The sequence below is a fragment of the Yoonia sp. 72 genome, from assembly GCF_034652275.1.
GTDB lineage: Bacteria > Pseudomonadota > Alphaproteobacteria > Rhodobacterales > Rhodobacteraceae > Yoonia.
Window position 1 is genome coordinate 1,423,707 of record NZ_JAXIWG010000001.1, and the last position, 23,902, is coordinate 1,447,608.

Genomic DNA, 23,902 nt, shown 5'->3' on the forward strand with positions numbered 1-23,902 from the left:
CACGCAAAAGACCTCAAATCAATGGGTCCTGAGCCTACTCCCCCGGCCCTTCGACAAGGTCTTCCATCCTTCTGCCGCTTGTTTATCCGCTTCCAGCAGGACCAGAAGAATGACACCCGCTGCGGCACATTGTGCAAGCTGCACCGGACCAAGCGCGACCGTGCCAAACAAGGATTGCATGACAGGCAGATAGGTAAAAACCGCTTGGAGTACGACGACCAATGCGACCGCCAAAAGCACGGCGGGGGTTCCTTTGAACCCTTGCCATGTCAGTGACCAACCGTGGCGATACCGCACCGAGAACAGGTAGAAAACCTCCATCGCCACCAGCGTGTTCACCGCCATTGTACGGGCTTCGTCCAGACCTGCACCTTGTGCCTGTGCAAGTGTAAACTGGCCAAAGATGCCGATCGCAAACAGGATCGAGACGACAAACACGCGCCACAGGATAAATCGCGACAGGATGGGCGCGTCTGCGCGGCGTGGGGGCTGAAGCATGATTGTGGCCTCCGGGCGCTCGAAGGCCAGCGACATGGCCAAGGCGACAGAACTGATCATGTTCACCCAAAGGATCTGGAGCGGCGAAATGGGCAGCACCAGACCAAACAGGATGGCGATAATCAACGAGATGGATTCCCCCCCGTTGACCGGCAACAGGAAGGTGATGACCTTTTTGAGATTGGCATAGACCGTGCGGCCTTGTTTGACTGCCTCTGCGATGGACGCGAAGTTATCATCGGCCAGCACGAAATCCGATGCCTCGCGCGCGGCCTCTGACCCTTTCAGTCCCATGGCGATCCCGGCATCTGCGCGTTTGAGCGCGGGCGCATCGTTCACCCCATCGCCGGTCATCGCCACGACCTGCCCGCGCGCCTGCAAAGCCTGCACGAGGCGCAGTTTGTGCTCGGGGCTGGTGCGCGCGAAGATATCTGTCCTGTCCATGGCGCTTTCGAGAGCCGCGTCATCCATCTGGTCGATCTCTGCCCCGGTCAGGGGCTGGTCGGTCCGGTGCAGACCGATCTGTCGCCCGATTGCGGCGGCCGTGCCCGCATGGTCGCCCGTGATCATTTTCACCGATATACCGGCGGCATGACATTCGGCCACGGCAGCGATGGCCTCATCGCGGGGGGGATCTATCAGGCCCACAAGGCCCAGCAGGGTCAATCCCCGCCCAAAGGTGTCGTGGTCCAGCCCGGCACCCCGATGTTCCATCTGCGCAAGCGCCAGAACACGTTGACCCTGTCGGGCGATATCCGCGCTCTTTTGGTCCCAATAGGCGGGGTCGAGTGGCGCTGGTCCGTCAGCGGTCATTTGAAAGCGGCACTGCGCCAGCACCTGCTCCGGCGCGCCTTTGAGAAGAACCAGCCCATCATACAGCACCGCCATGTAGCGATAGCGCGCATCGAAAGGAATAGTGGCATCAGCACGCGGACGATCGAGGACAGGCGCATCCAGCTTGCCTGCGAAAGCCAAAAGCGCGCCCTCCATCGGGTCACCTTCAACACGCCATCCCTGCGCGTCCTGCACCAACACCGCGCCATTGCACAAGGCGGCGACGCGCGCCATGGCCACAAGCGTGGGGTGGTCGCCACCGTCAACAGCGCCCTCTGGCGCGTATCCCTGGCCCGACACGTGCGCTGTGCCGGACGCCATCACGGCGCTTGCGACAATCATTTCATTGCGGGTCAGCGTGCCGGTCTTGTCCGAGCAAATGGTCGACACGGCACCGAGGGTTTCAATAATTGGCAGTCGCCGGATGATTGCATTGCGCCGCGCCATTGATTGAACGCCAATGGCCAATGTCACCGTCAGGACCGCAGGCAAGCCTTCGGGGATCGCGGCGACGAAAAAGCCCACCACAATCATGAAGGCTTCCGCGAACGGTGTGTCGCGCACAGCAACCGTAAAGCCCAGAATGCCTGCCGCAACCGCCATGACAAAGCCAGTCAGATAGCGCGCGAAGACTTCCATCTGATGGACCAGCGGGGTCTTGATGGTCTGCACATCTGCCATCATGCGGCTGATACGCCCGATTTCTGTGGCCTGCCCTGTCGCGGTTACCACGCCAAGCCCTGTGCCTTCGCTGATCATCGTTCCACTGAAGGCCATCGAGCGCCTATCCCCCAACGACACGACTGCGGCGACCGGTGCTGTGTCTTTTCGCACGGGTACAGATTCACCCGTCAACATGGCCTCTTCTATCCGCAGGCCCGCTACATCGATCAGGCGCAGATCGGCGGGAACCTTGTCGCCGGCTTCCAGCAACACAAGGTCTCCGGGGACCAGATCGGTGCCAGCGATGGCCATGCGTCTGCCCGCGCGCAGCACGTTGGCACGCGGTGCCAGCATGTTTCGCAGCGCATCAAGGGCGGCTTCGGCGCGTCCTTCCTGCACAAAGCCGATAACGGCGTTGATAACAACGACGGTCAGGATCACGCCTGTGTCTATCCAATGCCCCAACAGCGCCGTGATCAAAGCCGCAAAGATCAGGACGAGGATCAGTAGGTTGTTGAATTGTCGTGCGAAACGGGCCAACGGACTGGCGCGTGGCGCGGCTGGCAACCGGTTCGGGCCGACCTGATCCAGCCGCGCTGCCGCCTCGCCCGGCGCAAGCCCGCACCCGGAGGACCCGAGGTCGGTCAACACGTCATCGACAGAACGGGCCCAAGGGGACGCGGTTTCGCGCATATTGCCTGTCGGCGAACTCATGGTGCCGTGTAGCCGCCATCAACCAGATGATAGCTTCCGGTGATAAAGCTAGCGCGCGCGGAAAGCAGGAAACAGGTCAGTGCGGACACTTCCTGCGGTGTGCCGATCCGCCCCATCGGATGCAAACCCGCTAGCCCATCAAGCATGTCCTGGCTGAGGTTGTCCGTCAAAAGCGGGGTCTGGATAAAGGCTGGACCAACGGCGTTGATACGAATGCCCTTGCGTGCGTATTCGATGGCTGCGGTTTTGGTCAGTCCCAACAGCGCATGTTTGCTGGCAACATAGGCAGAGGAATTGGCGAACCCGACACTGCCGAGAATGGACGCCATATTCACGATGGCCCCACCACCGGCGCGCTCCATCGCCGGAATCTGATAGCGCATCCCGTAAAACACGCCGTTCAGATTGACACCGATGACCTGATCCCAAGCGTCCGTCGGATACTCTCCCACGGGGGCTTGCGCGCCACCAATGCCGGCATTGTTCACCGCCAGATGCAACGCGCCCGTCTGTGTCTCGGCAAAGGTGACAAGCGCTTTCATCGCTTCGGCATCAGACACATCTGCCGCAAATGGCAACGCTTTTTCCCCGCGATCGCGAATTTCGGCCACGACGAGGTCGCATCCCGGTTGGTCCCGGTCAGAGACGATGACGGTTGCGCCGCGTGCGGCCAGTTCCAAAGCAATTGCCTTGCCGATCCCAGAGGCGGCCCCTGTCACCAGTGCGGTCTGTCCTGCGAAGTCCTGCATTGTTGTCCGTTCCTTCCATCAAAAGTCAAAATCGACATCGTGACGTTGAGACTACCTGACTTCGGCAGCGGCGTATTTGAGCTAGCGCAAGGTCTGCGGTCAAACTTGCGGCATACTGTCAGGTTCGGGGGTGCGCGTGACCCGCGTTTCGCAATTTTCGCCGTCGATGTCTCAAAGAGGTTCTCCCACATGACGCAAATGCCTGAAGGCCCTGTTTTGAGCGTCCAGACGGGGGAAACCCTGTCTGGGACAGTGATTTTTCGTCAGAGTGCGATCAGGGATAACCGTTGTGTTGAAAACGCCTTCAGCATCCAGCAAGGTCATGTCCAGACAGCAAGGGACAGGGCCGACCTGCCAATGACCCGTGACGTTACGCAAGACCGGGGTAGCAAGGGCGACGGACTTCACTTAATCGGCAAAGGTAACAGGGATCATCGCGACGCCATTCGCAAAGATCGCGGGACACGCCCAGCAACAGCAGCCGCCAACAATCCTTGCCACGATAACAAGAGGGAGCAGACACATTGATGGAGGTGATCGTTCAGTCACCGTTCGCCGAGATCGCCGCACTTTTGGTGATGGCGGCGGCGGTCGGATTTATCGGCATCATGCTGCGGCAGCCGCTGATCGTCAGCTTCATCGCTGTCGGACTGATCGCAGGGCCTTCGGCAATGGACGTCGTACGCTCGGATGCGCAGATCAGCCTGTTGTCTCAACTCGGCATTGCCGTGCTGCTTTTTCTCGTCGGCATCAAGCTCGACGTGAAACTGATCCGGTCGCTCGGGTCTGTCTCGCTTCTGACGGGTCTCGGACAGGTCGCATTCACGTCGACCTTCGGGTATCTGATCGGTCTGGCCTTGGGGCTGGGCGCGGTCACCAGCCTATATGTCGCGGTCGCTCTGACGTTTTCGTCCACCATCATCATCGTCAAGCTATTGTCCGACAAGCGGGAGATCGACAGCCTGCACGGGCAGATCGCACTGGGGTTTCTGATCGTGCAGGATCTTGTCGTCGTGCTTGCGATGATTGTGCTGTCTGCCATCGGTATCGGTGCGGCAGGCGACGGGCATGGCGGCGGGTCGGTGACGATGGTCCTGTCGTCGGGTGTCGCGATGGTGGCGCTTGTCGTGCTGTTTGTGCGCTATATCGCCAACCCATTGACAGAGCGTCTGGCAAGCGCGCCCGAACTTCTGGTGATCTTCGCGATCGCGATGGCCGCGATGTTCGCCGCCGCAGGCGAGATCGTCGGGCTGGGCAAGGAGGTCGGTGGCCTACTCGCCGGTGTAGCGCTTGCGTCGACGCCTTACCGCGAAACCATTGCAGCACGCCTTGCCCCGCTGCGTGATTTCCTGCTGCTGTTCTTCTTCATCGCGCTTGGTTCTGCACTGGATTTGTCGCTTTTGGGCACGCATGTGATTGGGGCAATCGTCTTCTCGCTGTTCGTTCTGATCGGCAACCCGTTGATCGTGCTGCTGATCATGGGGGCTTTGGGCTATCGCAAGCGGACCGGCTTTCTGGCAGGATTGACGGTTGCACAGATCAGCGAATTCTCGTTGATTTTCGTAGCGATGGGTGTCTCGATCGGGCATGTGCAGGAAGATGCACTTGGCCTTGTGACCATGGTCGGGCTCGTGACAATCGCGGCCTCTACCTATATGATTACCTATTCGCACCAGCTTTACGCTGTGTTCGAGCGGTTTCTGGGCGTGTTCGAGCGTCGCGGCACTCCGCGTGAACCCGTTGAGGCTGGCGCACACCGTCTTGACGGTCCCAAAGTGATCATTTTCGGGCTGGGGCGTTTCGGCACGGCTATCGGGCTGCGCTTGCAAAAGCGGGGGATCACGGTGCTTGGGGTCGATTTCAACCCGCTTGCGATCAAGCGCTGGCGCGAACTTGGGCTGGCCACCGAATTCGGCGATGCGACCGACCCCGAATTCGTCACCGAACTGCCCCTACCGCATGCGGAATGGATCGTCTCCACGGTGCCGATCCACCCAACGGGGCTGAGCCATGAGGACACACGCACCACGCTGATCCAGCTGTCACGCACTGCAGGGTTCCTTGGGCGGATCGCTGTTGCCTCACACCACTTGCGCGATACAGAGCTGCTTTTCGCCTCTGGTGCCGATGTGGTGCTGGAGCCTTTCCAGGATGCCGCCGACCGTGCGGTCGAACTGCTTTGCGGTGCGGCGCCAGAAGAGCGCACCGAGATCCCTTCGATCATGTCCGAAGAACAGCAGACCTAGGTATTCGATCGGACGGCTGATCGAGCGATCCTGCGGGCTAAGGCAACACGGGGTATGTCACCCAGCCGTCCGACTTGCACCGCGCGGGGCAGGTCGGGACCCGCATCATGACGCTGTTGCCGTCTGTTGTGATGTTTTCAGAGCGTCGATACCTGCGGGAGAAATGCGCAGCGCGCGCAGGGCGTTCAGGATGACGGCCACGTCGATCACCTCTTGGAGTAGTGCGCCTTGCACGGGCGTCAGATAGCCAAAGGCAGCGGCGATCATCCCGAGGACCGACAGGCCGATCCCCACAACGACGCTTTGCAGCGCGATCTGGCGGGCGCGGCGGGCAATCTCGATTCCGGGGGCGATCCGGTCAACGCGGTCGACCAGCAACACGACATCGGCCGCTTCTGCGCTGGCGGCGGCGCCGCGTGCGCCCATCGCGACACCGACATCGGCAACGGCCAGCGCGGGGGCATCGTTCACCCCGTCGCCGACCATCATGACAGGGCCGGTCTTGCGCTCTGCCAGAACCAGATCGACCTTGCCGTCCGGGGTCAGTCCGGCGTGAGTTCCGTCAAGCCCTAGACCCTGCGTGATGCGCTGCGCCACCGCGACCCTGTCACCTGTCGCCAGCAAGATGCGGCTGATCCCCTGCGCGCGCAGCCGTGCCAGCATGTCACCAGCCCCGTCGCGCAAGGGGTCAGCCATGACAAGATAGCCCGCCAGACGGCCATCAATCGCCACCGCAACCATCAGCGCGCCCGCAGCCAGTTCCGGATGCGCCCCTGACGCCTGGCCCACCTGCCGTGTCACAAACCCGTCGCCGCCGACAATGACCTGCCGCGCGTCGATAGATCCGATCACCCCCTCACCGGGCATTTCCGCAACATCGACAGGCACCGGCAGGACCAGCCCCCGCTCTTTGGCAGCAGCGACAATCGCCTGTGCTACCGGGTGCTTGGATGCCTGATCCAGCGCGGCTGCAAAACGCAGGATGTCATCGGGTGCCATCCCGCCCGCGCTGTCGATCGACACGATCTGCGGCCGCCCGTCGGTCAGGGTGCCTGTCTTGTCGAGGATCAGCGTATGGATGCGGGCCATCGCCTCTAGCGGTTTTGCGCCTTTCACCAGAATGCCGAAATGCGCCGCGCGTGACAGGCCCGCCACCAAGGCGACAGGCACGGCAAGGATCAGCGGGCAAGGTGTGGCGACAACCAGCACGGCCACTGCACGGATCGGATCGCCGGTGAACCACCATGCCGCAAAAGCGATCGTGACAGTGACCGCCAGAAACCCCAGCGACCAGCGATCCGCCAGCCGCGCCATCGGTGCCTTTGACCGCTGCGCCTCTTCGACGAGCCTGACGATACCGGCATAGGTGCTGTCTTTTGCTTCATGCGTGGCTGTCAGGTCAAAGGCATCGCCTGCGTTTGTGGACCCGCTCATCGCATCCCCGCCGCGTTCCAGCCGCACGGGCAGCGATTCACCGGTCAGCGCCGAAGTGTCCAGAAACGCCGTGGCCGAGGCGACTTGCCCATCGACCGGCACCACATCGCCCTGCCGGATCAGCAGCCGGTCACCCGGCACGATCTTGTCCAGCGGCACCTCTTCCAGCCCGCCGTCCAGATGGCGGGTTGCGGTACGCGGCACGCGGGACAACAGGTTGCGCATCTCGGCGCGTGCGCGCCCTTCGGCGAAGTTTTCCAGAAAGGTGCCGCCCGAATACATGACCGCGACCACCGCCGCTGCCAGCGTTTCGCCAAAGGTCAACGCCGCCGCCATTGACAAAGCGGCGACGATATCCAGCCCCACATCCCCGCGCATCAGGCTGCGCGCGATCTCGACCACCAGTGCCACCAGCACGGGCGCAACGCCTGCAAACCACAATGTCGCGGCCAGATCGGGCCTGCCGCCGACATGTAACGCCAGCCCCCCGATCAGGCCCGTCAAGGCAAGAACCAAAAGCAGCGTCTTGAGGCGGTCTGACTTGGTTTGGTCCATGACGGTCCCCTGCATGCCGTGGTCATTCCTGCGGCTGTGCTCCGAAAAAGCTGACCACCTTATCGGGCCGCATACCACCGATAACATCATTCACGACAAACATGGCGTGAAGCTTGGGCCCTGCCGCCCTGCGGCGTGCAAGCCACCTGCCGGAACCTTGGGCGACTTGGGCAGCAAACCGACCTGAACGACGTCCAAAGTTGATACACATCAAAGAAATGAAATGTATTAACGCCTAAGATTCAAGGATTGGCGGGCGTCTACTGAAGGTCAGCGACCCCTTTCCAATCATCTATATTATTAAAGGATGACCATTATGGTTACGAATTTGCGTGTTTTGACGTCACCCCCTGTCCGTACACAGCTTTTGGGATGCGCTGCAGCCCTTCCGCTGCTTCTGGCCGCGGGACTTGGTGCTACACCCGCCAAGGCGGACGTTCTGGCCGAAAATATGTTGATCGGCACGTCAGGCGGTGGCTTGATCTTCAACGATCCTGAAGAGGGCGTATTACCGCCGGGGATCAAGAGCGTCACGTTCACTTCGACACGGGATCCGGATATTTCAGGGGTCTTTCTGCCACCTTACGAAAACATCATCTTCGACTTTGCGGATGTGCTTGCCGATGGCGACCTCACCGACGATCCGCTGGAATCGCGTGGTGGTGTGCCCAATTGCATGATGGCCAACAACCCCGAAGTATATTGCGATTCAGCCTCGGGGTCCGGCAAGCGGATCAAGACTTGGCTGACCGGACGGGATGCGTTCGACATGCTGATCCGGACCAGCCCGACCTTCACCAACAACGCAGGCGAATCCGTCGATGTATCCTCGGTCGATTATTTCAATTTCGGCAAGATTTCGAACTTTACCGGCGCGCGCATTACCGGGCTGAGTATCGAACTGCTGACAGCCGATGGCACGCCGATGGGCACGCTGGACCCAGCAAGTGCCGTGCTGTTCAACCTTGATCCCGATGTGATGGCAAACCTTGGCAATGGCGCACGTCTGGTGGACGGGCTGTTCGGCGGGGGCGGTCAGGAAGGGGACATCGGGTTCTTCTCTGACGCGCGGGCGGGCTTCAGCCTTGTGCGTAGCGACGACACGCTGGACTTCGGTGGCGCAGCGGATTTGCTCGGCAACGGCTTCTATGTGGTCAACTTCGGCACCGCAATGCTGGACAATTCCATGATCCCCGATGGTCTGTTCTGGGACGACAACGCCGATCCGTCCGACGAATCCGCGCTGGTTGCATGGAACAACATGGCAGGCGGCGGCTGGACCTATGGCAACCTTGAACTGCCAGAAGCGCTCGACGCCCGTCTGGAAGATCTTGCCGCAGCCCTTGGGGTCAGCGTTGGTGATCTTGCCTACACGCCGGGTGGGTTGGTCCCCACAGGGATCGTCGCGGCGGCAGAAGCCAATGGCCTGTTCGCCATCGGCAAGATCGAGGATCTGCGCAATGCAAACGTGAACTACACGATCACGGTTGGCACGGTTGACGGAAACACATTCATCATCCGGACAGCCCCGCGGTTTGCACCGGTTGTCGAAACCTCGGGCAGCGATAGCCAGTTCCGCGTGGCAGCATCGCTTGATGCGGCCAACGTGCCCTATCTTGCGGCAGATGCGGGCTATCTGGCGATCATCGACAGCGTGATGGCCCTGCCTACCGTGGCCGAACGTCAGCAGGCGCTGGCGGGGCTTGGCTTTACCTCGGGTGCCGGTATCTTTGGATCGGCCTATGCGATGGGCACGGAACAGTTCTTTGCCCTGCCCGGTGGTGATGCCGGTCCGGACGACGGAACATCGGTTTCAAGCAGGGGTGCCAACTGGACATTGGGCGATGGCACGCGCGGCTTTGTCTCGCTGGGTGGTCGTGTGTCCGAAACGGATGCGACTTCCAACAATCCGGGCTTCGAGACTGAAGCCGCCAGTGTCTGGGCCGGGATCGAGCGGAACTTGAACCCCGGCACATGGCTGGGCGTGATGATCGGCGGCGGTCAGGCCAATGCCAACATGGATGGGGGCGCAGGCTCTGTCGATGTCGATGCGCTGGGTCTGGGCGTTTATGCCCGCGGATCGATGGGTGGCAACGGGCGCTACAAGGCGCTTGTCGGGTATCAAAGCCTGTCGTTCGACACCGCGCGCAACATCGGGGTGCTTGAGGCGACTGCCGCTGGCACCACCGACGGCACAATGTTCGTGGCCGGGGTCGAAGCTGACTGGCTCAAGCCCGCGAACACATTGCGCTGGGGTCCGACCGCATCGCTGCAATATGTGAACCTGTCGGTTGACGGCTACAGCGAAACCGGTGCGGGGCTTGGCAATCTGACCGTGGGCGACCAAAGCACCAACTACCTGCTTGCCAGTGCCGGTCTGCGCGCCGAGGCTGACTATCAGGTTGGCGGCGGGGTGGTGAACCCCTTTGCCTATGCCGCGGTCACAGCGCAGTCGGGGGGCGATGCCGCGATCAGCACCAGCTTTGCCGGTCTGCCCGGTTTCGAGACACCGGTTGACGCGCAGGACGACACCTGGGTCGATTTCGGGTTTGGCCTTTCGACCACCTTGTCGCAGTCCGGCAGGTCGGAAACCACGCTGGGCGCGGAGTATAAGGGGGCATTCTTCGGTGACGGGTTCGAAAGCCACGCTGTCCGAGTGTCGCTGAACATCAGCTTCTGAGAAAGGTTCGAGGTACAGCTCTGCCCGATGCCGACTTGCTGGCGGGCGCGTATCAAGCGCGCCCGCCAATGCCATTTCGTGGCTTTCGCCTGTATCCTCGGCGTTCCCGCGCGTTACGGTATCACTCCGCTTTCTTCCTGCGCAAGCAGCGCTTCTGGCAGTGGTCGCTGCAGCCTTTTCGCGTCTGGCCAAGGCGCGGATAGCCACGTTTCAAGATCGGACGCGCGCGTCAGGATGACAGGCATCGCCTTTGGATGGATGGGTGCGACGATGTCATTGGGTTCACAGGTCAGAAACGCAAAAAGGTCATCGGTCGTCTCGCCATCCTTGAGCTTGCGGATACTGCGCCAGTCAGGCACCCAGATCCCGGCGAAAAAGGCGGGCTGGCCGGTCGTCAGTTTGAACCATGCATTGCCTGCACCTTTGCCTGCGCGCGGTTCTGCAAATTGCGCAAAAGGCACCAGACAGCGGTTCTGCGGCCCGATCCATCGCCGCCAATGCGGGGACGCGGTGTTGCGCACATTCGTGACGCCTCTGTCGATCCCGCTTTTGCTGTGAAATTGCGGCGGGGACGGCAGACCCCAGCGGGCGCGGCGCAGGACATGCGCACCACCGTCCTGCGTGATCACCGGCGCAAGACGATCGGGATAAATCTCGCCCGTCTCGACATTGCCGGCCCGATTGTCGAGGCTCGCGAAGATCTGGCGCATCGCCTCTACGGCGGTGGTGTGTCTGTAAAGATTGCACATCGCGCTGCCCCATGACCTCGCGCGGCCGGTGCAGGTCCTGACACCAGCTCGGACGCGTCTGTCAGGGTGATCCCCGAAAACCGCACAATGACGCAAGCTTTGATTTGCTGCCTGCGGGTCTCCCCCATGATGCATGGTTGAAACCAAAGCGGCACGCGCCTGCGTAAAATCGGCGCATGGCGGGAACTTTCCGGGCCAAGCGGCGTTGCGAGACTTAGGCTCAGAAAGTCCGCTGTCCGGTATCCGCCCGGAACAGCGCGTCTTTGCACGGGCGTGGGACCTGTCGCGGTGGCAGGGCAAAGTGGGCATGCATGGACAATTTCGACAATATTCGCACGACAAACAGGTTGCTTGCCGCGATCGTCACCCTGATGACGCTGGCGGCGCTTTACTTCGCCAAGGATGTCGTACTGCCGGTTGTGCTGGGGGTCTTGCTGGCGCTGACGCTGGGGCCTTGGGTCAGGTGGCTGTCGCAACGCGGCGTTCCATCGGCTTTGGCTGCATCGGTGACGCTCATCGGGCTGGTCGCAGCGATCGGGGCCGTCGTTGTGGTGCTTGGCGGGTCCGTCGTCAGCTGGTTCGATGACATCCCGCGCATCAGCTTCGAATTGCGCACCAAGCTGCGCGGCGTCATCGAATCCATGTCGGCCTTTCAGGACGCAACCAAACAGGTCGGCGAGATCGCCCAAGGCGGCGCGGATGATATCGATACCGTCGTCATGCAGCAGCCCGGCCTTTTGACCACCGCTGTCAGCAACATGACCAGCTTCGTCACGTCGCTGGTCGTCGGGCTGATCCTTGCGCTGTTCCTGCTGGCGGCGGGCAACATGTTCTACGTCAAGGTCGTCGAATCCTTCTCGCGGTTCGGCGACAAGAAACGCGCGCTGACGGTGATCCATGAAATCGAGCGGCGAATGTCGCGCTATCTTGTCGCCATTACCTTCATCAACGCGGGGCTTGGGGTGGCGGTCGCCTGCGTGCTCTACCTGCTGGAAATGCCCTATCCATTTGTCTGGGGGGTCGCGGCCTTCTGCCTGAACTACCTGCCGTTTCTGGGGGGCATCATCGGCACACTGGGTGTGGGTGCCTTTGCCATCGTCCATTTCGACAGCATCTATTATGCTTTGCTCGCGCCCTTGGCCTATCAGGCGCTGACCGCGATCGAAGGCCAGTTCGTCACACCGTGGTTTCTGGGCGTCCGGTTGCAGCTCAATATCGTGGCGGTGTTCCTGTCGGTGATCTTCTGGACATGGCTTTGGGGGATTCCGGGCGCGCTGCTGGCGGTGCCGATCCTTGTTTTGATCAAGGTGGTCTGCGATCATGTGCCGACACTTGCGACATTCGGCAATTTCCTGAGCGGGCGCACGGTCGAGACGACAACCAACGAGACAACGACCAAGGACCCAACCTTGGCATGATAGCTTGGGCCCTGAATGCAAACGGCGTTTCAACAACAGATCATAGGGCTGGACGCCCCCGCGCTGGCCCGCCGCCTGATTGGCGCGCAACTGGTTGTGCGCGGCACCGGCGGCACCGTGATCGAGACCGAAGCCTATACAAGCGACGATCCTGCATCGCATAGTTTCCGCGGGCCCACACCGCGCAATGCGGCGATGTTCGGCCCTGCGGGGCATGCCTATGTCTACCGGTCCTACGGCATCCATCTATGCCTGAACGTCGTGGCCAACCCCGGCGAGGCGGTGCTGATCCGTGCCATCGCCCCCGAAACCGGTCTGGACATCATGCACGAAAGACGCGGCACGCCCCATTTGTGCAACGGTCCCGGTCGGCTGGCGGCGGCTCTTGGCATCAGGCCAGCCGACGACGGCGCGCCGTTTGACGGGGGTGATCTGGCGATCACCCTGCCCGTCTGCACGCCGCCGCTGCTGGTCGGGCCGCGCATAGGGATCACCAAGGCGCGTGACGTCCCTTGGCGGTTCGGTCTTGCCGGTGCGCGCGGGCTGAGCCGCCCGTTCACGCCGCCTGCTGGCGATCGCGCGCCCTGACCTCACCGTCCGCTGCGCAGTCGGCCCAAACCAGCCCCGGCCGATACCGTGCCGCCATCCGCCCACTGTCCAGCGCGAAAAGATGCAGCCAGCCATTGTCGAAGAGCGCGCGCACCTGCGGATGCTTTTCCAGCACCGCGCTGATCGCCTCTTGCGGCGCTTCGATCAGGACCGACAGGCGCAACGGATCATGCGCGAGCTTGTCGCCATCATGCACTGTCTGCCACGGCAGGCCGGGGCGCAAGACGCCGCCATTGCCCTGCACGACGCCGATCCCGCCGACGACATTATGGATCAGTTTGTTGCCACCACCGAACAATGCAGGCGCGACGGTCGATCCATAGTATTGCAGGCTGATCCAGCTTGCCACGACGACGGGCGCCGTGATGATCAGTTCGAGGGTCGCGAAATCCGCGTCCGCGCGCCAGTCATAACTGTGCAGAAAGGCCCGCCCGCCCAGATCGACACCCGCCGTGGCATTGCGCGGTGCCGCGACAAAGGCCGCACAGCCCGCAAGGCCCCATTCGGGGCGCACCTCGGCCCAGTTGACGGCGCGGGCCATGATGCTGTCGGCCTTGGCACCGGGCAGGCGCAAGGCGCGTTCGGCCCGCGCGATCCGGCCCGCCGCTGCCAGAGAGGCCCGCGCCTGCGCGATGTCGGCGGCATGGTCGGGTGCCTCTGCATCGGTATAAAGCGTGACCCTATCGGTTGTCGTGTCGTGCAATCCTGCAACGAACAGCACGTCTTCGGCCAGCGCAATCCCCTGCGCAGGCAGGCCCGCCCGCGTTTCAGGGTCGTTGAGGATACCCGCCAGCACGCGCGCCGACACCTCGCCGGTCTGTCCGGCACAGGCCCCGCAACGATACGCACTTTCATGCGGGTTGTTCGCGACCTTCGCGCCATGCCCCAAAAGCAGCACCAGACGCGCGTGGCCTTCCGTCAGGCTCATCGCGCGCAGCACGGCCGCCGCGGTCGCAACCTTTTGCGTGGCTGTCAGCGGAACCTCCAGCCGGGGTGCGGGGTCTGCTGCCGTCTTGCCCGCCCCCAGCGCCAACGCATCCTTGACGAGCTTTGCGCCATAGGCGGGACCTGCCGCCTCGACAAAGGCAAAGGACGACACCGCCGCCTGCCGGAACCGGCCCCAAGCCCGCACCGCCCGCGCGGCGATGCGCCCCGCCTCTTCGTGCGGCGCATCATGGCTGCACGAGGTCATGGCCGGTTGCAACAGCACCGGCAGATGCGCCTGTGCCAGATCGGTGCCGCGCGGCTTATGCGCAAGCGGCAGCCCGAAGAACCCGGCGAAACCGATGGTTTCAATATCCCCGCCCTGCGCCTCGAGCGCGCGGCGGAACACTTCGGAGCGTACGTCGATACAGAACGCGGCCTGCAGCGCCGGACGCGCCCCTGTCTTTTTTGCGCCGGTCAAGGCAGCCGACAGCCTGCGCTGATAGGCGCGCTCTACCGCCATCTGGAGCACGGCGTCGGTCATGTCGTCAGGCGATGGCGTGACAGGTGCGGCATGTGTCGCCACAACCTTGGCCCAATCCGCGCCGATCTGCGGGGCATGGGCCAGCAGCGCCTCTTCCCAGATCAGCCGGATCGCCAGCAGGTCGGTCAGCGTCGCGTCGGTCCCGCCCGCCAGTTCCGCCTGCCACAGCAGCCAGCGCGCGTGTTGCGCCCAGCCGCCAAGGTCCAGCAGCTGCCGATGGAACGCCGTCGGCACGGCCGCGTCGCTCAGCCCAAGCGCCTCGGTCGCGCGCAGGATCGCGCGTTCGGCGGTGTCGGGGGCGGCAGCGACATGCGCGCAGAACCCTGTCAGGCCCGCGATTTCGGGGGTCAGGTCATGGCTGGCCCACGCGCGCCATGCCGCAAACGCCCCCATCCCCGGCGCAGGCGTCCAAAGCGCCTGCCCCCGGTCAAAATGCCCAGCCGCCCAAAGCCCGAAGGCACGAGCGATCACGGCAGGCCAGTCGGTGCCGGTCGCGGCGGCGGCCAAATCGGCCACGGTCGGTGCGGCCTGCGGCGCTGGCGTGTCGGACACCAACGCGGCCTTCAGTTGCGCAAGTGCCGCATCGTCACCGGGCAGACCCAGCGCCGCCAATGCGGCGACAAGGTCGTCGTCGCTGATCGCACCGGTGCCGATCTGTGCCGCATAGTCGCTGCGCGACCGCGTGATCCGGACACCCGCCACCCGTGCCAGTCGGGCGGCGGCGTGGGGCAGGTCTTCGCCGGTCTGCCCCAGAAACGGGTTCACCGCGACGGTCGCATCCAGCGGAAAGGCAGGCGGGATGGCGCGTGCGGCCGCTTCGGCCAGTGACAGGAGGGTGGGCAGCCGGTCAGCTGCGATCGTTGATGGATCGTGGAACATGATGCTGAACTCCGCTGGATCAGGTTGTCTTGGTGGTTTTCAGGCCACCGATCAGGCGGTCGAGGACCGCATTGAGATAAAAGCCGTTGGCGACATGGACCCGCAGGCCGGCCGCCGCAGGGTGATGCGCCCAGAGCGGGAACAGCGCCTGCGCGATGGCGATCAGGCCGAAAGACCCCACCGCCAGCACGATCAGCGCCCATTCCAGCGCCGTGGGCACGGGTGCGGCGGGCAGTGACGTGCCCCAGAGCAGGCCTGCAACAGTGTGAAACCCGAAATAGGCAATCGCAGCCCCCAGCGACGCCCCCGCCGTGCGCAATGTCAGCGCGCGCGGTGCCGCATCGGCCAGCCCTTGCGCCACCAGATAGGCCACGCCGAAGATCAGGATCGCGCCCAACGCCAGCGCCTGTGCCGACTTGGCCCCCGCGATCTGGCCAAAGCCCGCGGCGATGCCTGCATAGATTACCAGCGCGATGACAAAGGCCTGCGCGACCGCCCGCATGTGCGGCACCGCGACCGGACCCGGCTTGCGCGCCTCACGCACGGCGGCGACAGCGCCGCCTGATGCGAGGAAAGCATGCGCCTTGTACAGCGCATGGGCCACGATATGCAGCAGCGCCAGGGCCCAGAGCCCCAGACCGCATTGCAGCAGCAAAAAGCCCATCTGCCCGACCGTGGACCATGCCAGCGCAGTCTTGACCGCGCTTTGCGCCAGCATGACGATTGCGCCGAACAGCGCGGTGAACCCGCCGACCATGACCAGTGCCGCCATCGCACCGGGGCTGGCTTGCACCAGTCCCGCAAGCGCGATCAGCAGCACGCCGCCTGCGTTGATGATGCCTGGATGCAGCAGCGCGGAGACGGGTGTGGGCGCCTCCATCACCTCGGTCAGCCAACCGTGCAGCGGGAAGGTCGCGGTTTTGATCATGGCCCCCAACACTACAAGCGCTGTGGCGATCTGCGCGGGTCCGGTCAGGCCGGTTGCCGCGGCGATGTTCAAGGCATCGAACGCCAATGTGCCGTAGCTGTGCCAAAGCAGCCCTGCCGCTACGATCAGCACCAGATCGCCCAAGCCCCAGACCAGCGTGAACTTGGTTGCCGCGCGCCGAGCCTCTGGGCGGTCGGCGTAGAACAGCAGCAACTGCCGCAAAGCCACGCCCGTGGCGATGAACGCCGCAATCGCAACCAGCATCGTGCCCGCCTGCACAAGCACAAGCACCGCCGCCAAGGCCGCCAGCATCCAGCCGTGAAACGCGCCTTCGCGGGCCTCGCCGTCCAGATAGCTGCGGGTATAGCGCAGGATGACCCACCCCAGAAAGGTGACAAGCAGGCTCAGCGTGGCGCTGACTGCATCCATGCGCAGGCCGATCAACCCATCCACAAACATTGCCTGCGCGGGGCCAGACAGCAGCAGCTGCACCAGCCCACCCACGGCAAGCGCGAAGGCCGAGAGCGTGGCGCCTTGGGCCAGTTGCAGCAGACCACCGGGGCGTCGCCCGGGCCGTGCGGCAAAAGCAAGTGCAGCAATGGCCAGCACCAGCGGGGCGAACAGGGCAAAAAGGGGTAAGGGCATGGTCCGTCTCCAGTGATTGCGGTGACGGCGGGAATACTGCTTGCCATTCATCAATAAAATTACATATTTTATCGGGTATACATCCAGAAAACAGAACAATGTCACACCTGAACCTGCATCACCTCCGGCTGTTTCGGGCCGTGGCGCGCGATGGCACGCTGACCGGTGCGGCCCGCAGCCTGAACCTGTCGCAATCGGCACTGTCCACGCAGCTGCGCACGCTGGAGGCCGCATTGGGCCATGATCTGTTTGAACGCCGTGGGCGCGGGCTGGTCCTGACCGAGGCGGGGCGGATTGCGCTGGATCATGCCGAAGCGATCTTTCGCACGGCAGACGATCTGGCCGCGACGCTGGCGCAGGCACCGGGGTCGCGGCGGGTGTTGCGGGTGGGGGCGCTGTCGACGCTATCGCGCAACTTCCAGATCGGGTTCGTGGCGCCCCTTGTCGGGCGCGCCGATGTCGAATTAGTGCTGCGGTCAGGGGGGCAGGCCGACCTGTTGCGCGGTTTGCAGGCGATGGCGCTGGATATCGTGCTGACCAACCTTGTGCCTGCGCGCGATGCGGCAAGCCCCTATCTGGTGCAGGCGCTGTCCGAACAGCCTGTCAGCCTTGTGGGGCCACCCCGCCCCGCCCGTGTCGACCGGACGCTGGCCGATATTCTGGCGACCGAGGCACTGATCCTGCCCACACCGGAATCGGCCTTGCGCGCGGCGTTCGATGCGCTGGCCGACAGGCTCGGGATCGTGCCGCGCATCGCGGCCGAGGCCGACGACATGGCGATGCTGCGCCTTCTGGCACGCGCGCATGCGGGCTTTGCCGTATTGCCGCCGGTCGTTGTGCAGGACGAACTGGCCGCGGGCACACTGGTCGAATATGCGCGGTTGGACGGGATCACTGAACGGTTCGTGGCGGTCACTTTGCGCCGGCGGTTCCCCAATCCGCTGGTGGCAGAGCTATTGAACCGGACGCAGGCCACTGACCCTCTGGGTTGAAAATTGCCCGCGCCGGGTCGAAAAAACTGTTCTCAGGGTCGTGTATCCGTTACCCGTTTCATACCCCGGACGAAAAGCCGGGTCAGGGAGGGCATCACGCCCGAAAATGGAGGAGACATCATGACGACTTATCTTGGTCGCGGGCTGAAGGCGCTTGTCGCACCAGCAGCCGTTCTGGCATTCGGGATCGGTTCAGCCGCACAAGCGCAGGAACTGTCCATCGCGACAGGCGGCACAGGCGGCGTTTACTATCCCTATGGCGGTGGTCTTGCGGAGGTGATCAACAACCATGTGGACGGCTACAGCGCCAGCGTCGAAGTCACCGGCGCATCGGTCGAGAACATGGCGCTGATCCAGCGCGGCGACAGCGACATCGCGATTGCCTTGGCCGATACGGTCTATCAGGCCTATACTGGCACCGGCGCTTTCGACGGCCGCCAGATCGGCGAAGCGCGTGCCTTGGCGTCGATCTATCCCAACGCCGTGCAACTTGTCGCACTGGCCGATAGCGGGATCACCAGCATCGAAGACCTGCGCGGACAGCGCGTGTCAGTTGGCGCACCGGGATCGGGCACCGAACTTAGCGCGCAGATGATCCTCGAGGCGAACGGCATCACCTATGATGATTTCGACCCGCAGCGCCTGAACTTCAACGAAACCGCCGATGCGATCCGCGACGGTGACATCGTCGCCGGTTTCTGGAGCGTGGGGCCACCCACATCGTCGATCATGAACCTTGCCGCAACGCGCGCCATTTCCGTCATCCCCTTCACCGAGGAGCAGATCGCGGCATCGCAAGGCGTTGAGCCGACTTTCGCCCCTTTCACGCTGGTGGCGGGTCTTTATGACGGCATGGCCGAGGATGTGCTGACCATGTCCACACCCAACGTGCTGATCGTGCATGCCGATATGGACGAGGAACTGGCCTATAACATCACCAAGGCGATGTATGAAAATGTGGCCGAACTGATCGCGATCCATCCGGCCGCGAACGACACCACGATCGAGTTCTCGGTCGCCTCGACACCGATCCCGTTCCACCCCGGCGCGTTGCGTTATCTCGAAGAGGTGGGTGCCGCGGTGCAGGATCACCAGCGCCCATGATGGCGATACCTGTGGGGCAGTCCTTCGGGGCTGCCCTTCTTTCTGCCGCAGTATGCGCGGGCGGGCCTGTCATGGCGCAGCCCGTGCTGGCGGTGGAGACTGCGGGCGCGCCGCTGGGTGAACTGGCATTCCAACCGGGCACGGAAATCTGCCTGCGCTGGAACCATTCCGTCACCGGCGGCGCCGTCGCCGATTGTTTCGAGAATATCGCAGGCCAGTTGACCCTGACACGGTCCTACCTGCACGATTTCGCCGCAGGATTGGGCGAGGTCGCAGGCCGCGGCCAGATCACGCCGGCCGCCACGGGCGGTTACTGGATCACCGGCATTGCCGAAAGGATCCCCGACAATTCACTGGCCCTGCGGGTCGGTCCCGCTGCGGTCGATCATACCCTGACCGGCACGGATCATTCCCTGCCACTCAGCCGGATCGCCCCCGATACCGCCGTGCGCCTGACCCTGCGCCCCGACTGACCGCCGCCATCCGCACCGACAGGACAAACCATGAGCAGCCAGACAACCGACACCCCCCGCGAGGATCAAGACCTGACCGACCTGCCACCTGCCCTGCGCTCGGCGGATGCGATCCAGCCGCGCCCGATCCTGTGGACGATCACGCTTGTCGCGATCACCATGTCGCTGTTCCAGATGTATACCGCAGGCATCGAGCCGATGGGGCTGTTCTATCAACGCTCGGCGCATCTGGGGTTCATCCTGTTTCTGGCGTTCCTGATCTTTCCGGTCACAGGCCCGAGCCGTCCGCGCGGCAGCATCGGCTGGATCATCGACGCCGCCTGCCTGACCGCCGCCTTCCTGAGCGGATTCTATATCTTCTATTTCCTTGACGAGATCATCAACCGCGCGGGCTGGTGGTCGCGCACGGATATCGTCATGGGCATCATCGCCACGCTGGCCGTGCTGGAGGCCAGCCGCCGTGTCGTGGGCCTTGGCATGACCATCATCGGCATGATCGCCATCGCCTATGCGCTGGCCGGACCGCGCGGCGCGCTGCCGTGGCTGGGCGAATGGATGCCCGGTATCCTGTCGCATCGCGGGGCAAGCGTGGAACGTCTGGTGGGCCAGCTTTATCTGGGACAGGAAGGGATTTTCGGCCTGCCTTTGGGGGTCGCTGCGACCTATGTTTTCATGTTCGTGCTGTTCGGCGCGTTTCTGGAAGTCACCGGTGCGGGCAAGTTCTTTATCGACCTTGCCTTTGCCGCGACAGGGCGCAAGGCGGGAGGCCCCGCCAAGGCGGCAGTTGTCGCCTCCGCAGGCATGGGGTCGATCTCGGGGTCGGCCATCGCCAATGTCGTTACGACAGGGGCCTTCACGATTCCGCTGATGAAAAAACTGGGCTACAAACCCAAAGAGGCGGGCGGGATCGAGGCGGCAGCCTCTACCGGCGGTCAGATCACGCCGCCCTTGATGGGCGCGGGGGCGTTCCTGATCTCGGAGTATACCAATGTGCCTTATATCGACATTGTCATGGTCTCGATCTTTCCGGCGATCCTCTATCTGGGCACGGTCTATCTGTTCGTGCATCTGGTCGCGATGAAGGCAGGCATGACCGGCCTGTCCGCCGCAGACCTGCCCGTCGTGCGTCATGTGCTGGCGGCGGGGTGGCAGTTTATCGTGCCGCTGGTCGTGCTGATCTATCTGCTGGTCAACAACATCTCGCCCACCCGCGTGGGGTTCTGGGCGATCCTGTCGGTCATCGCGGTGACGGCCCTGCGCGCGGGGTTCACGCTGGTCGTGCTTGATCCGCAGAACGGCAAGCCGCTGACAGCCGCGCGGATCAAGGCGTCGCTGCTGAGCGGTCTGGCGCTGATGGCAAAGGCGCTGGAGCTGGGCGCGCGAAATGCCGTCGCGGTCAGCGTCGCCTGTGCCGTCGCGGGCATCATCGTCGGTGTTGTCGGGCTGACGGGTCTGGGGCTGAAATTCTCGTCCATGATGATCTCGCTTTCGGGGGGCAGCCTGCCGCTTGCGCTGATCTTCGTGCTGCTGGCCAGCCTGATCCTTGGCATGGGCCTGCCGGTGACGGCGGCCTATATCGTGCTGATCGTGCTGGTCGGCCCCGCGCTGCACAACGATTTCGGCGTGCCGCTGCTGATCGCGCATCTGGTGGTGTTCTGGTATTCACAGGACAGCAACGTGACCCCGCCCATCGCCCTTGCGGGCTTTGCGGGGGCGGCGATTGCGGGGTCCAAACCGATGGAAACCAGCATGCAGGCGTGGAAATACGCCAAGGGCCTCTATCTGATCCCCGCCTTCATGGTCTTCAACCCCGAGATCATCATGGGAGGCGAGACATGGTATGTGATCTGGACCGGCATCATCATCGTGATCGGCCTCGTGGGCTTTGCCGCCGCGATCGAAGGCTATCTGTTCACATGGATGGACAATCTGTCCCGCCTGTTGGTGGTGCCCGGTGTCATTGCGATCTTCAACCCCGACGAGATGATCGAGGCGGCAGGCGCGCTGGTGGTTCTGGGTTTGCTGGTCTGGAACTGGCTGAAATCGCGCAGGGCGCAAGGTGTCGCACGGGCAGGCTAAAGCCTGCGGCATTCTATCCCGCCTGCCCGCTTTCGCAGCGCGCTATCTTCTGTTAGACGCTGCCTGTGCCAGAAAAAGTGACTCCATGACCACCCGCGAAGACGTTGAAAACCTGATCCAGAGGGTCGGCCTTGGTGACAGGGCCGCGTTTTCGGCGCTTTATGATGCGACCTCTGCGAAACTCTTTGGCGTTTGCCTGCGTATCTTGAATGATCGGGCCGAAGCCGAGGACGCATTGCAGGATGCATTTGTCAGGATCTGGCAGAAAGCGGGCAGCTATGCCGTCAACGGCTACAGTCCGATGACTTGGTTGATCACGCTGACGCGCAACCTCGCCATCGACCGGCTGCGCGCCCGCAAGGGCGGTGCCGTGGATATAGACGAGGTGCACGACCTCAAAGACACCGGTCCCACGCCCGAAGCGGCGGCGGTGGCGGCGTCCGAACGGTCACGGTTGGATGGCTGCCTGAACGAACTCGACGCGGACCGGGCTGATGCTGTTCGCGGGGCCTATCTTGAAGGCTACAGCTATGACGAATTGGCGGCACGGTTTGACGTGCCGCTCAACACGATGCGGACATGGTTGCGGCGCAGCCTGATCAAACTGAAAGAGTGCCTGAGCGCATGACACAAGAGGACGACACCAACGACGATGTCACCCTTGCCGGTGAATATGCGTTGCATCTGATGGATGCAGCGCAGCGTCGTGCGTTCCAGGCGCGGCTGGATGCCGAACCCGCCTTGCGTCGGCTTGTCGTGGAATGGGACGAACAGCTTGTGCCCCTGGCCGACAATTTCGCTGATGTGCGCCCGCCCAAGGCGGTCAAGTCCCGCATCGACGCGGTCCTGTTTCCGGCAGCGGCCAAACAGTCATGGTCGCTCTGGCGTGTCTTGGCCGGATCGGCAGCGGCGGCGGTGATCGCTGTCGCCGTGCTGGTCACGATCCCGCAGGACGAGGCACCCCTGCCCTTTACCCCAAGCCTTGCAGCCGAGATCGTGGCCGAAGATCAGTCGCTTGTCGTGCTGGCCAGCTATGCGCCCGAAACGGGTATCCTGCGCGTCGACCGGCAGGCCGGTGCCGCGCCATCGGGGCGCGTGCTGGAACTGTGGCTGATTGCCGAAGGCGCGCCTGCGCCTGTATCGCTGGGCGTGCTGCCCGAAGATGCGGTGACCGACATCACCTTGCCCGCCGACCTGATCGCCGCCATCGCGGGCGGCACCCTTGCGATCAGCGAAGAACCCTTCGGCGGGTCGCCGACCGGCACGCCGACCGGAACCGTGCTGGCCGTGGGTGCTGTCACCGCGATCTGATCTGCGTTGCTGCTTTTTTTGTGCAGCGCAGACAGGTATTTCGCAAAAACTTGCTGTGCTGTGAAACTAATCCGCACCGCCCCTCGTGGTTCTTTGTATCTCCGGTCAGACGACCGGGTCACTCAAACAAGGAACCCGTATCATGTTGAAGACGTCTTTTGCTGCCCTGACCATCGCTTTCGCCGCCAGCGCCGCTTTTTCGGCTGGCCATTCCGTTGAAAACCCGATGGTCGGCGGTGCCGCCATGTTCGCCGACAAGAACATCGTTGAAAACGCCGTGAACTCTGCCGATCACACCACGCTGGTCGCTGCCGTGGGCGCCGCCGGTCTGGTCGAGACGCTGCAGTCCGAAGGTCCGTTCACCGTTTTCGCCCCCACGAATGACGCGTTCGCTGCCCTGCCCGAAGGCACCGTGGATTCGCTGCTGCTGCCCGAGAACAAGGACCTGCTGACCACGATCCTGACCTGCCATGTGGTCGGTGCAAACGCGATGTCCGATGCCATCGCGGGCATGATCGCTGACAGCAACGGCACCCATGCCGTCGAAACACTGGGCGGCTGCACGCTGCAGGCGACGATGACCGATGACATGATCCAGCTGACGGACGAGAACGGCACCGTCGCGACCGTGGCTATCGCCGATGTCGTCCAGTCCAACGGCGTCATCCACGTGATCGACGCGGTCCTGACCCCCGCGATGTAAGGTTTCCCGCTTTCTAACGAGTACCGTTTTGCGAGTTTTTAACCAGTAGCATGGTAAAAAGTGGCGGCTCTTCCGGCGCAAGTCGGGGGGGCCGTTTCCGTTTATGAAGAATTCTTCTGAGCGGCTGAAACTTATCCTTGGCTGCCGCCGTGGCTTTGACATCGAAGCCGA

17 protein-coding genes are annotated in these 23,902 nt (G+C 63.1%); 11 read left to right on the forward strand and 6 right to left on the reverse strand.

Annotated features, from left to right (window positions below):
• Positions 1 to 18: 18 nt before the first annotated feature.
• Positions 19 to 2,709, reverse strand: a complete 2,691-nt coding sequence (locus VCK47_RS07165; RefSeq protein WP_322891721.1) for an HAD-IC family P-type ATPase — start codon at positions 2,707 to 2,709, stop codon at positions 19 to 21.
• Positions 2,706 to 3,458, reverse strand: coding sequence for a glucose 1-dehydrogenase (locus VCK47_RS07170; RefSeq protein WP_322891722.1), 753 nt, complete (start codon positions 3,456 to 3,458; stop codon positions 2,706 to 2,708). Before VCK47_RS07170 ends, VCK47_RS07165 begins: the two co-directional genes overlap by 4 nt.
• A 527-nt stretch (positions 3,459 to 3,985) precedes the next feature.
• Here VCK47_RS07170 and VCK47_RS07175 point away from each other — a divergent pair.
• A complete protein-coding gene (locus VCK47_RS07175; RefSeq protein ID WP_322891723.1) occupies positions 3,986 to 5,704 on the forward strand; it encodes a cation:proton antiporter in 1,719 nt (572 codons plus the stop codon).
• Between the two features lie 105 nt (positions 5,705 to 5,809).
• Here the strand turns inward: VCK47_RS07175 and VCK47_RS07180 are convergent, their stop codons facing one another.
• Positions 5,810 to 7,693, reverse strand: a complete 1,884-nt coding sequence (locus VCK47_RS07180; RefSeq protein WP_322892017.1) for a heavy metal translocating P-type ATPase — start codon at positions 7,691 to 7,693, stop codon at positions 5,810 to 5,812.
• A 316-nt stretch (positions 7,694 to 8,009) separates the two neighbouring features.
• On the opposite strand from VCK47_RS07180, the gene VCK47_RS07185 reads away from it, so the two are divergent.
• On the forward strand, positions 8,010 to 10,373 hold the full coding sequence (locus tag VCK47_RS07185) for a choice-of-anchor F family protein (RefSeq protein ID WP_322891724.1): 2,364 nt from the start codon (positions 8,010 to 8,012) through the stop codon (positions 10,371 to 10,373).
• Between the two features lie 113 nt (positions 10,374 to 10,486).
• Here the strand turns inward: VCK47_RS07185 and VCK47_RS07190 are convergent, their stop codons facing one another.
• A complete protein-coding gene (locus tag VCK47_RS07190; protein WP_322891725.1) occupies positions 10,487 to 11,122 on the reverse strand; it encodes an SOS response-associated peptidase in 636 nt (211 codons plus the stop codon).
• A gap of 311 nt (positions 11,123 to 11,433) precedes the next feature.
• On the opposite strand from VCK47_RS07190, the gene VCK47_RS07195 reads away from it, so the two are divergent.
• Complete coding sequence (locus VCK47_RS07195) at positions 11,434 to 12,540, forward strand: AI-2E family transporter (RefSeq protein ID WP_322891726.1); 1,107 nt, start codon at positions 11,434 to 11,436, stop codon at positions 12,538 to 12,540.
• 15 nt (positions 12,541 to 12,555) lie between these two features.
• Positions 12,556 to 13,128, forward strand: a complete 573-nt coding sequence (locus VCK47_RS07200; RefSeq protein WP_322891727.1) for a DNA-3-methyladenine glycosylase — start codon at positions 12,556 to 12,558, stop codon at positions 13,126 to 13,128.
• Here VCK47_RS07200 and VCK47_RS07205 read toward each other — a convergent pair.
• Positions 13,097 to 15,496 (reverse strand): DUF2309 domain-containing protein, encoded by a 2,400-nt coding sequence (locus VCK47_RS07205; RefSeq protein WP_322891728.1) that lies wholly within the window; start codon positions 15,494 to 15,496, stop codon positions 13,097 to 13,099. The genes VCK47_RS07200 and VCK47_RS07205 overlap by 32 nt on opposite strands.
• Positions 15,497 to 15,515: 19 nt before the next feature.
• Entirely contained in the window at positions 15,516 to 17,069 is a 1,554-nt protein-coding gene (locus tag VCK47_RS07210) for a proton-conducting transporter membrane subunit (protein WP_322891729.1), read from the reverse strand.
• Positions 17,070 to 17,167: 98 nt separating this feature from the next.
• Between VCK47_RS07210 and VCK47_RS07215 the strand changes: the two genes are divergently transcribed.
• The 7 genes from VCK47_RS07215 to VCK47_RS07245 all read left to right on the forward strand — a co-directional run bounded on the left by VCK47_RS07215 (position 17,168) and on the right by VCK47_RS07245 (position 23,731).
• Positions 17,168 to 18,061, forward strand: a complete 894-nt coding sequence (locus VCK47_RS07215; RefSeq protein WP_322891730.1) for a LysR family transcriptional regulator — start codon at positions 17,168 to 17,170, stop codon at positions 18,059 to 18,061.
• 120 nt (positions 18,062 to 18,181) lie between these two features.
• Entirely contained in the window at positions 18,182 to 19,165 is a 984-nt protein-coding gene (locus tag VCK47_RS07220) for a TAXI family TRAP transporter solute-binding subunit (protein ID WP_322891731.1), read from the forward strand.
• The gene (locus tag VCK47_RS07225; RefSeq protein ID WP_322891732.1) at positions 19,162 to 19,638 is read left to right on the forward strand and encodes a DUF1850 domain-containing protein; all 477 of its coding nucleotides are present in this window, start codon (positions 19,162 to 19,164) and stop codon (positions 19,636 to 19,638) included. Before VCK47_RS07220 ends, VCK47_RS07225 begins: the two co-directional genes overlap by 4 nt.
• Before the next feature lie 30 nt (positions 19,639 to 19,668).
• Positions 19,669 to 21,717: a TRAP transporter permease gene (locus VCK47_RS07230; RefSeq protein WP_322891733.1), complete on the forward strand. Its 2,049-nt coding sequence runs from the start codon at positions 19,669 to 19,671 to the stop codon at positions 21,715 to 21,717.
• A gap of 85 nt (positions 21,718 to 21,802) precedes the next feature.
• A complete protein-coding gene (locus VCK47_RS07235; protein WP_322891734.1) occupies positions 21,803 to 22,345 on the forward strand; it encodes a sigma-70 family RNA polymerase sigma factor in 543 nt (180 codons plus the stop codon).
• A complete protein-coding gene (locus VCK47_RS07240; protein ID WP_322891735.1) occupies positions 22,342 to 23,028 on the forward strand; it encodes an anti-sigma factor domain-containing protein in 687 nt (228 codons plus the stop codon). Before VCK47_RS07235 ends, VCK47_RS07240 begins: the two co-directional genes overlap by 4 nt.
• A 142-nt stretch (positions 23,029 to 23,170) precedes the next feature.
• Entirely contained in the window at positions 23,171 to 23,731 is a 561-nt protein-coding gene (locus tag VCK47_RS07245; protein WP_322891736.1) for a fasciclin domain-containing protein, read from the forward strand.
• Positions 23,732 to 23,902: the final 171 nt, after the last annotated feature.